The sequence below is a fragment of the Asticcacaulis aquaticus genome (assembly GCF_028550415.1).
Lineage (GTDB): Bacteria > Pseudomonadota > Alphaproteobacteria > Caulobacterales > Caulobacteraceae > Asticcacaulis > Asticcacaulis aquaticus.
Window position 1 is genome coordinate 152,868 of record NZ_JAQQKX010000007.1, and the last position, 13,178, is coordinate 166,045.

Annotated in this window: 8 protein-coding genes; 5 read left to right on the forward strand and 3 right to left on the reverse strand. The window is 63.9% G+C overall.

The window, feature by feature from the left end:
- Positions 1–79: 79 nt before the first annotated feature.
- Positions 80–2,104 (reverse strand): M3 family metallopeptidase, encoded by a 2,025-nt coding sequence (locus PQU92_RS10425; RefSeq protein WP_272748160.1) that lies wholly within the window; start codon positions 2,102–2,104, stop codon positions 80–82.
- A gap of 188 nt (positions 2,105–2,292) precedes the next feature.
- Between PQU92_RS10425 and pelA the strand changes: the two genes are divergently transcribed.
- Together pelA and PQU92_RS10435 are read left to right on the forward strand one after the other, a co-directional pair.
- Positions 2,293–3,579, forward strand: coding sequence for a pectate lyase (pelA, locus tag PQU92_RS10430; RefSeq protein WP_272748161.1), 1,287 nt, complete (start codon positions 2,293–2,295; stop codon positions 3,577–3,579).
- A gap of 80 nt (positions 3,580–3,659) precedes the next feature.
- A complete protein-coding gene (locus PQU92_RS10435; protein WP_368407103.1) occupies positions 3,660–6,140 on the forward strand; it encodes a prolyl oligopeptidase family serine peptidase in 2,481 nt (826 codons plus the stop codon).
- Here PQU92_RS10435 and PQU92_RS10440 read toward each other — a convergent pair.
- On the reverse strand, positions 6,137–7,477 hold the full coding sequence (locus tag PQU92_RS10440) for a hypothetical protein (RefSeq protein ID WP_272748162.1): 1,341 nt from the start codon (positions 7,475–7,477) through the stop codon (positions 6,137–6,139). The genes PQU92_RS10435 and PQU92_RS10440 overlap by 4 nt on opposite strands.
- Positions 7,478–7,694: 217 nt before the next feature.
- Positions 7,695–8,576: a LysR family transcriptional regulator gene (locus PQU92_RS10445; protein ID WP_272748163.1), complete on the reverse strand. Its 882-nt coding sequence runs from the start codon at positions 8,574–8,576 to the stop codon at positions 7,695–7,697.
- 283 nt (positions 8,577–8,859) lie between these two features.
- Here PQU92_RS10445 and PQU92_RS10450 point away from each other — a divergent pair, with 283 nt between their 5' ends.
- The 3 genes from PQU92_RS10450 (at position 8,860) to PQU92_RS10460 (ending at position 13,178) form a co-directional block, all read left to right on the forward strand.
- Positions 8,860–10,464, forward strand: a complete 1,605-nt coding sequence (locus tag PQU92_RS10450) for a carboxyl transferase domain-containing protein (protein WP_438263818.1) — start codon at positions 8,860–8,862, stop codon at positions 10,462–10,464.
- 2 nt (positions 10,465–10,466) lie between these two features.
- Positions 10,467–11,243, forward strand: a complete 777-nt coding sequence (locus tag PQU92_RS10455) for an enoyl-CoA hydratase/isomerase family protein (protein WP_272748164.1) — start codon at positions 10,467–10,469, stop codon at positions 11,241–11,243.
- Positions 11,244–11,414: 171 nt separating this feature from the next.
- Positions 11,415–13,178: an acetyl/propionyl/methylcrotonyl-CoA carboxylase subunit alpha gene (locus PQU92_RS10460; protein WP_272748165.1), complete on the forward strand. Its 1,764-nt coding sequence runs from the start codon at positions 11,415–11,417 to the stop codon at positions 13,176–13,178.

Below are 13,178 nucleotides of genomic sequence, written 5' to 3' on the forward strand. Positions count from 1 at the left end.
CTAACAGTCCTGACGTAAAATACAACCTGAAAACCCGGCCATAAACGACGTCCCGTACGTCGGAGGGAGGCGCAACACTCTACTTCGTCTGCAACGCCGTCTTGAACGCCTCAAGGCTCAAGGGCCGACCGAGGAAGTTCTGGATCAGCACATTGGCGTCCTGCGACCCGCCGGGTTCCAGCACCAGCTTGCGGTACTTCATGGCCACCGCCGGGTTGCGCATGCCCTGCGCCTTGAACTGCGTGAACAGGTCCAGTGCGATCGCCTTCGACCACACATAGGTGTAGTAGATCGCCGAATAGCCATCCAGATGCCCGAAGCCTGCATAGTCGTGCGCCTCACGCATGGCCGGATAGTTGGAATAGCGCTCGATCTGCGTCCAGTACATCTGGCTCAGGTCGAAGTCCGGCTTGCGGTTATAGAAGTTGAGCGACACCGCCGCCAGACCGAGCTGACGCTTCCATTTGCCCGGTTCGCCGAAGCGCCGCCCGGCGTTCATCTTGTCGACCAAGGCCTTGGGGATCGGCTCGCCCTTCGGGTTCGAGGCGAAGGTTTTCAGCGTGTCGTAATCCCACGTCCATTCTTCCAGCAGCTGCGACGGAGCTTCGATGAAGTCCCATTGCAGATTGCCCATCGACTGATTGGCGTACTGCGTATGGCCGGAATAGAGGCTGTGGATCAGGTGCCCGAACTCGTGCAGGAAGGTCTCGGCGTCCTCGTGATCCATCGGACCGGTGGCCGGGAAGTTGCAGATCAGCGCGCCGATCGGCGTTTGCTTGCCCTTGACGCCGGTGCGGATCGGGAACTGTGCCGCGTGGTTATACTTGCCCTCGCGCGGGTGCATGTCGAGGTAGAAACGGCCAATGAGGGCGCCACCCTTATCATGCAGTTCCCACGCGGTGACGCTCTTATCCCACACCGGGGTCGCCCACGGCTTGAACTCGGCCCCGAACAGGTCCGAGATCAGGCCGAAGATGCCTTTGCGCGTCTTGTCGTAGGTGAAATACTGCCGCACTTCCTCGGCATCGACGGCATATTTCTGGATCCGCAGCTTGTTGGCCATGTAGGAGCCGTCGTAACGCTCCAGCGTCGTGATCGTCGGATCGACGGTCTTCGCAAAAGCCAGAAGTTCGGCATAGTCGGCATCGGCGGCGGGCTTGGCAGCGACATTGACGTCCTCAAGGAACTGCGCGGCGCGTTGCGGCGAGCCGATCATCTTGTCGGCGGTGATCAGGGTCGCGTAGTCGGGATAGCCGAGCGTCGTGGCCAGTTCGTACCGCTTCTCCAGCAGGGATTTCAGCACGGCTTCGTTGGCCGGATAGCCGCGGTTGGCAAAGCCGGTGACGGCCTTTTTCCGCGTGGCGCGCACATCGGCAAAGTCCATCAGCGGGAAGATGTCGGGGTAATCATAGGTGACGTGGATCAGGCCGTCGGCCCCCGGCTTATGGGCGTCGAGATAGTCCTGCGGCAGGCCTTTGAGGTCTTCGGGCTTGAAGGTCAGATCGCCCTTGTCGTCGCGGATATTGGCGCCGAACTTGATGCCGATTTCGGTGATTTCGGTCTGGAGCTTGGTCACCTTGGCCCGTGTCGCGGCGTCTTTGTCGACCCCGGCCAGCTTGTAGTTGGTCAGCACCTTTTGCAGCGTAAACAGGGTCTTGGCATCCAGCCCCTTCTGCGGAATGGCCGACAGGCGGTCATAGATCGGCCGCGACAGCGAGATCGAGGTGCCGAGGTCCGACAGTTTCGGCAGGACGGCTTCGGCGGCGTCGCGCACGGCCTTGTCCGTCGCCGTCTGCGACAGGAGGTACATGTCGTTCAGGCCGTCGCCCAGAACCATGACCAGTGTGTCGAAGGCCGCGAAATCCCCGGCGATGGTCGCCGGTCCCTTGCGCGCTTCGAGGGCGACTTTCAGCTTCGTCGACAGGGCCAGCAAGGCATCGGCGCGCTTGGTGACGCTGGCCGCCGTCTGACCCGTCAGGGGGCGGATGGCGAGGAAGGCCAACACCTCCGCGTCCGGTCCGGCCTTGGTGGCGGCGAACGACGGCGCGGTGAAGAACGTAGCGGCCATAAGGCCCGCCATAAGCGAACGGCGCGAAGTGTGCATGGTAACTCCCAACCCTGAAAAGAATGGCCTGAAATGAACGAAAGCGAGGCTATGCCGAACTGTTTTCTTTGGCAACCATCCTGTGTGCCGCCTGAAACGTTCATGAATAAAACCGATTTTCACAAACGGATTTCATTCTCCGCGGCGTAATGCTACCGATACCACAACCATAAACAGGGATGATTTCGATGAACCGCCGCCACCTGCTCGCCAGCCTTGCGCTGATGCCCCTCCTGCCCGCCGTGGCGCAGGCGGCCAAAATCGGCACCAATACGCCGTTCCTGCCCCTGAGCGCCGAACGGATCGCCACCCTGCCCGCCGGGGAACGCGCCGCATGGACCGCCTATCTCAAACGCTCGAAAGACGCCATGGCCGCCGACAAGGCCGCCTTGCGCGCCGAACGCACCGGCCTGACGGAATTCCCCGCCGACCCTAAGGACGGCAACGGCAAGCCGACCATGCCGCTGGATAAACCCGACGCGTGGTATGCTTCCGACGAAGCGACAATCGTCACCGCCAATATCCTCAGCTTCCAGACGCCCGCCGGCGGCTGGGGCAAGAACCAGCCGCGCAACGCCCCACCGCGTCAGCGCGGTCAGGCCTATGTCATCGGCGAAGAACCGGTCAAACCGGCAGGCGATTTCGACATCCCCGCCGACCCGAAGTGGCACTATGTCGGCACCACCGACAATGGCGCGACGATCATGGAGACGCGTTTCCTCGCCCGTGTGGCCACCGCGACGGGCAATGCTGCCGCGAAAACCGCCGCCATCAAAGGTCTCAACTGGTTCCTGGAAGCGCAGTTTCCCAATGGCGGCTGGCCGCAGGTCTGGCCGCTGGAAGGCGGCTACCACGATGCTTTGACGCTCAACGACAATGCCATGATCTCGGTCGCCTCGATCGTCGGCGACGCCGGACGCGGTCAGGGCGATTTCGCCTTCCTGCCGAAGGATTTGCAGGCGCGACTGGCCGCTGCCGAGCAAAAAGCGCTGGCCGTCTTCCTGAAAACGCAGGTGGTCATCGACGGCCAGCCGACCCTGTGGGCCCCGCAATACGACGCCCTGACCCTGACGCCCTGTTCGGCGCGCAATTTCGAGATGCCTGCCCTGTCCTCGACCGACAGCGGCGCGGTCCTGTTGTACATGATGAAATATCCGGACCCGACGCCGGGCATGAAAACCGCGATCCGTACCGGCGTGGCGACCCTGCAACGCCTCGGCATTCCCGACATGGATTTCACCTATGTCGAGGCCATCGACGCCCGCCGCTTTATCGAAAAGCCCGGCGCCAGGCCGATCTGGGGCCGCTATCTCGACCTGAAGACGCTGAAACCGATCTTTGGCGACCGCGAAAAGAACATCTACGACTCGGTCGCCGACGTCGAAAAACAGGGCAAGAAGGGCTATGCCTGGTACAGCCGCAACCCGCAAAAGGCGCTGGATGCCTTTGTCGCCTGGCAGGTCCGATACGGGTAACCGGTCCGGCTATTGATACCGCCGCCGCGATATGCTTTCTTCGGCAACTATCGATTTGAGCGGATCAGGGAGCGGTTTTCATGCGGATCACAGACGGGCGGCGCGGCGGTATTTTATTACTGGCCTTTTCGGCTCTGGTGGCCTTTGCGCCTCTTCACGCGGCCGAAAGCGGCTATAAAACGCCGCCCGCCCCGATCGCGCAGATCCTCGACGCCGCCCCCACCCCTTCGGTTCTGGTCAGCCCCGACCGCAAGGTCATGGCCCAGCTGGGGCGCGAAAACCTGCCGTCGATCGCCGCCGTGTCCGAGCCGATCCTGCGGCTGGCCGGATACCGCCTCAATCCGCGCAATAACGGCCCGATCGAGGCGCGCGCCCTGTGGCTGAACGCCCTGTCGTTCGAAGACGTCGCGACGGGCAAGGTGCGCGAGGTCGCTCTGCCCAAGGGGACGCGTTTCCTGACGCCGCGCTGGTCCGCCGACGGATCGAAGCTGGCGTTTCTCGCCGATGCGAATGGCGGCCTTGAGCTGTGGGTCGCCGATGTCAAAACCGCCACGGCAACGAAACTGACCGGCGGCATCGTCAATGCGGCCTTCAGCGCCTCGTTCGACTGGACGCCCGACGGTCAGGCCCTGCTGATCCCGGCCATCGTCGCCGGGCGCGGCGCGCCGCCGGTGGAGGACACCACGCCGACCGGCCCCATCGTGCAGGAATCGAAGGGTCGCACCGCCGCCATCCGCACCTATCAGGACCTGCTGGCCAACGGCCACGACGAAGCCCTGTTCGACTACTATTTCACCTCGCAACTGACGCGTGTCGGGCTCGACGGGACGACTAAGACCATCGGTCAGCCCGCCATCTATGCCGGGATCGCCGCGTCGCCCGACGGCAAGTACCTGCTGACGACGAAGCTCAAGCGCCCCTACTCCTATCTGGTGCCCGCCGGGCGCTTCCCGACCGAGATCGCCGTGTCGACCATCGACGGTCAGCCGGTGAAGGTGCTGGCCGACCGGCCCCTGACCGACAACCTGCCGCCCGCCTTCGATGCGGTGCCGACCGGTGTGCGCTCGGTCTCGTGGCGTTCGGACGTGCCCGCGACTCTGGTCTGGGCCGAGGCGCAGGACGGCGGCAACCCCAAGGCCAAGGTCGCCGTCCACGACAGCCTGTTTACACTGAACGCCCCGTTCGACGGCACGCCCGTCAAACTGATCGACCTTGAGCAGCGCTATGCCGGGCTCGACTGGGGCCGCGCCGATGTGGCGCTGGTCACCAGCCGCTGGTTCGACACGCGCAACGAAAAGCTGTTCCTCATCGATCCGTCGAAGCCCGGCACGGGTAAGCTGATCCGCGACCGCAACTATCAGGACCGCTATAACGACCCCGGTTCGGTCGTCAGCCGCCGCACCAAAGACGGCGAAACGGTCCTGCACTTCACGCCGGACGGCACGTCGATCTTCGTCACCGGCGCCGGGGCCACAGCCGCGGGCGAATTCCCCTTCGTGGGTCAGATGTCGCTGGCCGACGGCAAGGTCACCCGCCTGTGGCAGTCCGCCGCGCCCTATTACGAAGCCCCGGTCGCCCTGGCCGACGAGGCGGGCAAGACCGTCATCACGCGCCGCGAAAGCCAGACCGACGCGCCGAACTACTTCATCCGTCCGGTCGCCGCCAATGGCAAGCCACGCGCCCTGACCGCCTTCCCCGATCGCGCCCCGCAATTCGCCGGTGTCAGCAAGCAGACCATCACCTATCAACGCGCCGATGGTGTGAAACTGTCCGGCACCCTGTATCTGCCCGCCGGGTACAACAAGGCGAAGGACGGCCCGCTGCCGCTGCTCATGTGGGCCTATCCGGAAGAGTTCACCGACGCGTCGGTCGCCGGTCAGACGGTCGACAGCGGCAACCGCTTCACGCGCCCGGGCGGCATCAGCCACCTGTTCCTGCTGACGCAGGGCTATGCGGTGCTCGACGGCCCCTCCATGCCGATCATCGGCAAGGACGGCGCCGAACCCAACGACACCTATGTCGAGCAACTGACCGCCAGCGCCAAGGCCGCGGTCGATGCCGTGGTGGCGATGGGCGTCGCCGACCGCAACCGCATCGCCGTGGGCGGCCACTCCTACGGGGCGTTCATGACGGCGAACCTTCTGGCGCACACCGACCTGTTCCGCGCCGGGATCGCGCGCTCGGGGGCCTATAACCGGACCCTGACGCCGTTCGGTTTCCAGTCGGAACAGCGCACCTACTGGGAGGCGACCAAGACCTATACGGAGATGAGCCCCTTCACCTATGTGCGCAATATCAAGGACCCGATCCTGCTGATCCACGGTGAGGCGGACGACAATTCCGGCACCTTCCCGATCCAGAGCGAGCGCTTCTATGCGGCGCTCAAAGGGGCCGGGGCCAATGTCCGTTACGTGGTCCTGCCGAACGAGGCGCACGGCTACCGCGCGCGGGAATCAACCCTGCACACCCTGTGGGAAATGACCGACTGGCTGGATAAATACGTCAAGAACGCCCCGCCACGCGAGGTGAAGGCCGACAGCACGAAGAAGGCGGGGAATTAACCCGCTGCGCGGACGCGGCTGAGGTTTTCCTCGGCCGTTGCCGCCAGCGCGATCAGGCCGTGCTCAAGGAAGATATCCTGCGCCGCCTCAAGCGCATAGGCCGCTTCGGCGCGTTCCATCATGAAGCCGGTGATGTCGCCGCGCGCCACATAGAGCCGCCCCAGATTGGTTTGCAGGATCGCCCAACCGACAGGGTCTTCGCCCGGCTTGACGACACGCAGTTCGGCCTTGAACGCCGTTTCGGCGGCGTCAAGTGACACGAGATCGCCCTTCAGCTCGGCCCGCCGCGCCAGACAGCCGGCGCGGTTATTGACGATCTGAGCGCGCAGGCTCAGTTCCTTCTGCAACGGCTTGTGCAGGGCTAGGTCATAGGCCTTCAGCGCCTGTTCCGACAGGCCGTCCTCGGTGATCAGCTCGGCCAGAGACTGCAAGGCCAGCGCGCGCGAATGCGTATTGACGACCCAGTCGAGCGGCGAATGCTCGTAGAACATCAGCTCCTCCTTCGGCGTCAGGGCGGCGATACCTTCGGAGATCATTTGCGGGGCGCCGTCGATCTGCCCCATCCAGACGTGGGCCATGGCCAGACGCTGCGACACGCGGCCGAAGGTCACCGGCTCATAGTCCGGATCGAGACGGGCCTTGACGGCGCTGAGGTCGCGGATCACCGCCCCCATCAGGCGGCTGTCGCCCCGGTCGAGGCCCACCAGCACCAGCAGGTCGGCGCGTTCGATGCGGGCATCGGCAGCGTGGATCTTGTCGCTGGCGGTCTTGGTCAGCCGCACCTGCGCGTCGAAGCGCTCGATGGCGCGGTCCAGATGCGCCATGGCCAGCAGCGCCGGTTCCAGCTCCTCGCCGACGCCCGATCGGACGGCCAGACGCGCCGCCAGACGCCCCTCGGCAAGCGTATAGGCGGCGATCAGGCCCGGCTCGCTATCCAGCGCCGCGCGGCCCGTGGCCAGCAGGGTCTCCGCCGATTTCAGCAATTCAGCCGTTTCAAACAGGTCGTAGCCCAGCACGCAGATTTCGGCCTGAACCAGCGCGGCGTGCGCGGCTTCATGGACGGTGCGGGCGGCTTTTCCGGCGGCTTCGGCGGCGGTCGTCGCCTTGCGCACGGCCAGAGTGTCGCCCGTGCGGCGGGCATATTCGCGCCAGATCAGCGCCGATTCGAGGTACGGATCGTAGCGGTTCTTGGTCGAGACGCGCCCGCCTTCGATATCGAGGCCACGCCCCTGACTGATCAGGAGTTCGAGATTCATCAGTTCATAGAGGCTGATATCGGGCTCGTGACGCCCGTTCTGACCCAGTATGCGCCTCAGTTCGCGACCGAATTCGAACATGCTACATTTCCACCGCGGAAAGTCACGAAACCGTCCCACAACGGAACGTCCGGCTTTCGTTGAGAGGCTCCGTTGCAACGGCGATGCCGCAACTTTTTCCCTCTCCTTGCGATTTTTTCCCTCTCCCTTGAGGGAGAGGGTCGGGATGCGCAGCAGACCGGGGTGAGGGGGAAAAGTATCACCGCGCTCGTATTCGGCAATTCCCACTCACCCTGCGCTACGCGCTTCCCTCTCCCTCAGGGAGAGGGACTTTCACATACCCCTCAAACGCTTTCCCCGCCTCGGTCAGATGCCCCGGCAGACTATAGCGGGGGGTGAACAGCGCAATCGTCCGCCGGTGCATAAACCCTTCCAGCCCGACCTTCGCCACGCCTTGCGCGGCAAAGCTTTCCGGCATCACCGTCGCCCCAATGCCCGCCGCGACCATGCTCAACGCGCGTTCGTCATTCGCCGTGCGATAGGCCAGCGGCGGACGCACATTGCGGTCGGTGAAATAGCGGCTGGTTTCCGACAGGACCTCGCAGCGCGAGCGCACGATCATCGGCTGATCCGCCAGATATTCCCCGCGCACCGAAGCCTTACCGGCCAGCGGATGCGTGTCGGCCACGGCCAGCACATAGCCTTCGTCATAGAGCGGGACAGACGCCCCATCCTCGACTCGGCGGATCGACAGGGCGTAGTCTATCCCGCGCTCATCGAAGCGGTTTTGCAGCTCCTGCTCGGTGCCGTCGAACAGGTCGAACCGGACGTCGGCACCCGTCGCGGCAAAGCCTTTCAGCAAGTTGGACACCCATGCCGACGGCAGGGTCTGCAACACCCCCAGCCGCAAAACCCTGGCCTGTGCGGACGCCGCCACCTCAGCCATCGCCAGATTGCATTCGTGCAGGATTGTCTTGGCACGTGGCAGGAACCGCGCCCCGGCGGAGGTCAGGAAGACGCGTTTATTGTTGCGCTCGAACAGGGTGACGCCGAGCTGTTCCTCAAGGCGCTTTATCCCCGCCGACAGCGACGGCTGCGTGATCAGGCACGCCGCGGCGGCCTTGGTAAAGGAGCCGGTCTCGACGACCGCAAGGAAGTAACGAAGGAGATATGGTTCCAAGGCATGCCTCAGTTCTTATACCTCCCCAACTTGTTGGGGAGGGGGACCGCACGAGCGAACGTAGTGAGTGAGATGTGGTGGTGGGGGTTCTTGCTTGCTTACGATAGCTTCCGCTGAACCTCCGCAAGATACCCCACCACCATTCGCTTCGCGAACGGTCCCCCTCCACGGCATAGCCAGGGAGGTATGGTTTAATCATAGTCAAAATCTATTCACTTCATTTTTATTATCGATTTTACCAATGGTCAAGCAAGGCGTAGGTTTCCCTTAAAGGAAACACCGGATGCGCCTCAACAGCCAGATCGATACGGAAAGCGCCGAATTCACCGCCAATGCCGAGCACATGCGCGGGCTGGTCGCCGACCTGCGCACCCTGACCGCAACCATCGCGCTGGGCGGTTCCGAAACCGCGCGGCAAAAGCACGTTTCGCGCGGCAAGCTGCTGCCGCGCGAACGCATCGACGCCTTGCTCGATCCGGGCTCTGCATTCCTCGAACTGTCGGCGCTGGCGGCGCATGAGGTCTATGACGACGCCGTGCCTGCCGCCGGGATCGTCACCGGTATCGGCCGCATCGAGGGCACCGAATGCGTCGTCGTCTGCAACGACGCGACGGTGAAGGGCGGCACCTACTATCCCCTCACCGTCAAGAAGCACCTGCGCGCGCAGGAAATCGCCCAGACCAACCACCTGCCCTGCGTCTATCTGGTCGACTCAGGCGGCGCCAACCTGCCCAATCAGGACGAGGTCTTCCCGGACAAGGACGACTTCGGCCGCATCTTCTTCAATCAGGCGCAGATGTCGGCCAAGGGCATCCCGCAGATCGCCGTGGTCATGGGCTCCTGCACCGCCGGCGGGGCCTATGTCCCGGCCATGTCGGACGAAAGCGTCATCGTCCGACATCAAGGCACCATCTTCCTCGCCGGACCACCCCTGGTGAAGGCCGCGACCGGTGAAGTCGTCTCCGCCGAAGACCTCGGTGGCGGCGATGTCCATGCCAAACTGTCCGGCGTGGTCGATCATTTGGCCGCCAACGACGCCGAAGCGCTGATGACCGCCCGGCGCATTGTGCGTAACCTCAATCGTCGCAAGCTGAACACGCTGGCCCTGCGCGAGCCGGTCGAACCGCTGTACGACGCCCGCGAGCTGTACGGCCTGATCCCGGTCGACAAACGCGTCCCAATCGACGCGAGAGAGATCATCGCCCGCATTGTCGATGGCTCGGACTTCGACGAATTCAAGGCCCTGTATGGCGAGACGCTTGTCTGCGGCTTTGCCCACATCCACGGCATGCCGGTCGGGATCGTCGCCAATAACGGCGTGCTGTTTTCCGAGAGCGCCGTCAAAGGCGCGCACTTCGTCGAACTGTGCTGCCAACGCGGCATCCCGCTCATCTTCCTGCAAAATATCACCGGCTTCATGGTGGGGCAAAAGTACGAAAACGAAGGTATCGCCCGCCACGGCGCCAAGATGGTCACGGCGGTCGCCTGCGCCAATGTGCCGAAGCTGACGGTGGTGTTCGGCGGCTCCTACGGGGCGGGCAATTACGGCATGTGCGGTCGGGCCTTCGATCCGCGTTTCCTGTGGATGTGGCCCAATGCGCGCATCTCGGTCATGGGCGGCGAACAGGCCGCCAATGTGCTGGCCACCGTCAAACGCGACGGCATCGAGGCCAAGAGCGGCACGTGGTCGGCGGACGACGAAGCCGCGTTCAAGACTCCGATCCGCGACACCTATGAGGCGCAGGGCCATCCCTACTACGCCTCGGCGCGGCTGTGGGACGACGGCGTGATCGACCCGGCCGATACGCGGCGCGTGCTGGCGCTGGGGCTTTCTGCGGCCTTGAACGCCCCCATCGAGCCGACCAAGTTCGGCGTGTTCAGGATGTAATCATGTCCACACTGACCCTCGACATTTCCGCGCAAGGCATAGCCCGCGTCACGCTCAACCGGCCCGACCGGCACAACGCCTTTGACGAGGCCATGATCGCCGATCTGAGCCAGACCTTTGCCGTCCTTTGCGACAATCCTGCCGTGCGCGTCGTCGTCCTGTCCGGTGCCGGTGAAAGCTTCTGCGCCGGGGGCGACCTCAACTGGATGAAGCGCGCTGCCGAGCGTTCGGAGGCCGAAAACCATGCCGATGCGCTGAAACTGGCGCAGATGCTTCATACGCTCAACACCTGTCCGAAGCCGCTGATTGGCCTGATCCACGGGACGTGTTTCGGCGGCGGGGTCGGTCTGGCGGCCTGTTGCGATATTGTGGTCGCCGCCCCCGACGCGCGGTTCGGCCTGACCGAGGTGCGGCTGGGCCTGACGCCCGCCACCATATCCCCGTTCGTGGTGGCCAAAATAGGCGTCTCGGCCGCCCGGCGCTATATGCTGACCGGTGAACGCTTCGACGCGGATGAGGCTCGCCGCATCGGCCTGATCCACAAGATCAACCCCGCGCTGGACGCCGCCGCCAAGCCTTTGATCGAGGCGTTTTTGCAAAGCGCACCGGGGGCCGTAGCCGACGCCAAGGCCCTGATCCGCGACGTCAGCGGGCGCGAGGTCGATGCGGCGGTGCTCGACCTGACGGCCTCGCGCATCGCCGCCCGCCGCGCATCGGACGAAGGCAAGGAAGGGATCGCGTCATTTCTGGAAAAACGGAAATCAGGGTGGGCGGGATGATATATGCTTCAATAATCCCCTCGCCCCTTTGGGGTATAGCGCCAGCGAAAGTACAGCTTTCGCCAGCGATGGGTGGCGCACAGCGCCGGGTGAGGGGGAGTCCCCCGCGCCGCCTGTTGGCCCCCTCACCCCGACCCTCTCCCCATTGGGGAGAGGGGGAAGTGACATCCCATGTTTCGTAAACTCCTCATTGCCAATCGCGGGGAAATCGCCTGCCGCATCATCCGCACCTGTCAGCGTCTCGGCATCCACACCGTCGCGGTCCATAGCGATGCTGACACCAGGGCCCTCTTCGTGCGCATGGCCGACGAAGCCTACAATATCGGTCCGCCCCCTTCGGCGCAAAGCTATCTGCGCGGCGACACCATCATCGCGGTCGCCCAGAAAACCGGCGCCGAAGCCATCCACCCCGGCTACGGTTTCCTGTCGGAAAACGCCGAATTCGCGGAAGCTTGCGCCGCCGCCGGGATCGTTTTCGTCGGCCCGACGCCCGAGGCGATCCGCGCCATGGCGCTCAAAGGCGCGGCGAAATCGCTGATGGAAACCGCCGGTGTACCGGTCACACCCGGCTATCACGGCGCGGCTCAGGACGAACAGACACTTCTGTCTCAGGCGCGCGAGATCGGCTACCCAGTCCTCATCAAGGCCGTAGCGGGCGGCGGCGGCAAGGGGATGCGTCGCGTCGATGACGATTCTATATTTATGGAATTATTAGCTTCCGCGCAGGCCGAAGGACGCTCGTCTTTTGGTGATGATCGCGTGCTGATCGAGAAATATATCGAAGTGCCGCGCCATATCGAGATCCAGTTGTTTGCGGACTCGCACGGCAATGTCGTTCACCTGTTCGAGCGCGACTGTTCGCTGCAACGCCGCCACCAGAAGGTCATCGAGGAAGCCCCGGCTCCCGGCCTGCCCGACGCCATGCGCGCGGCCATGGGTGACGCCGCCGTGCGCGCCGCCAAGGCCATCGGTTATCGGGGGGCGGGGACGATTGAGTTCATCGTGGACGTCTCCAAGGGTATCGATTCGGCGAAGTTCTATTTCATGGAAATGAACACGCGGCTTCAGGTCGAACACCCGGTCACCGAGATGATCACCGGTCTCGATCTGGTCGAATGGCAGTTGCGCGTGGCGGCGGGCGAACCGCTGCCGAAGACACAAAGCGACCTCACCCTGACCGGTCACGCCATCGAGGCGCGCCTCTATGCCGAAGACCCGGAAGCCGACTTTATGCCCGCGACCGGCCCCCTCACCCGCCTGTCGTTCCCGGCCACCGTGCGCGCCGACAGCGCCGTCGAACAAGGCGATGAGGTCAGCGTCTTTTACGACCCGATGATCAGCAAACTCATCGTCCATGGCCGCGACCGCGACGACGCCTTGACCAAGATGCGCGACGCCCTCATCCGCACGCGCGTCGAGGGTCTGCGCACCAATCTCGGCTTTCTGCGTCGTATTGTGTCGAACACGGATTTCCGCGCAGGCAACATCGATACCGGCTTTATCGGGCGGCATATCGAAAGCCTCACCGCGCCATGGCCAGATTTGGGGCTGGATACCGAAACCAGCGGCCCATCGCCGTGGAACGATCCGACCGGCTTCCGGCTCAACCTGCCGTCTGCAGCGCCGGTTGATCTCAGGCGCATGACGGTCACCACCGACGACCACAGCACCTCAGACGTCATCGCGCCCATGCCGGGGCTGGTCGTCGCGGTCCACGTCAGGGATGGCGACGTCGTCGAGAAAAACACGCCGCTGATCGTGCTCGAAGCCATGAAGATCCAGATGACGCTGAAGGCCCCGCGCGCCGGAACGGTGACGGGTCTGATGGTCTCGGTCGGGGATCAGGTAAAGGAAAAAACGGTGCTGGCAACCACCCTTCCCCCCTCACCCGGTCCTTCGGACCACCCTCTCCCTCAGGGAGAGGGAAATGTGTAG

Bases quoted from the DNA above. Each gene is read 5' to 3' on its own strand.
- PQU92_RS10425 (WP_272748160.1), bottom strand. From the start codon at position 2,104: ATGCACACTTCGCGCCGTTCGCTTATGGCGGGCCTTATGGCCGCTACG.
- pelA (WP_272748161.1), top strand. From the start codon at position 2,293: ATGAACCGCCGCCACCTGCTCGCCAGCCTTGCGCTGATGCCCCTCCTG.
- PQU92_RS10435 (WP_368407103.1), top strand. From the start codon at position 3,660: ATGCGGATCACAGACGGGCGGCGCGGCGGTATTTTATTACTGGCCTTT.
- PQU92_RS10440 (WP_272748162.1), bottom strand. From the start codon at position 7,477: ATGTTCGAATTCGGTCGCGAACTGAGGCGCATACTGGGTCAGAACGGG.
- PQU92_RS10450 (WP_438263818.1), top strand. From the start codon at position 8,860: ATGCGCCTCAACAGCCAGATCGATACGGAAAGCGCCGAATTCACCGCC.
- PQU92_RS10455 (WP_272748164.1), top strand. From the start codon at position 10,467: ATGTCCACACTGACCCTCGACATTTCCGCGCAAGGCATAGCCCGCGTC.
- PQU92_RS10460 (WP_272748165.1), top strand. From the start codon at position 11,415: ATGTTTCGTAAACTCCTCATTGCCAATCGCGGGGAAATCGCCTGCCGC.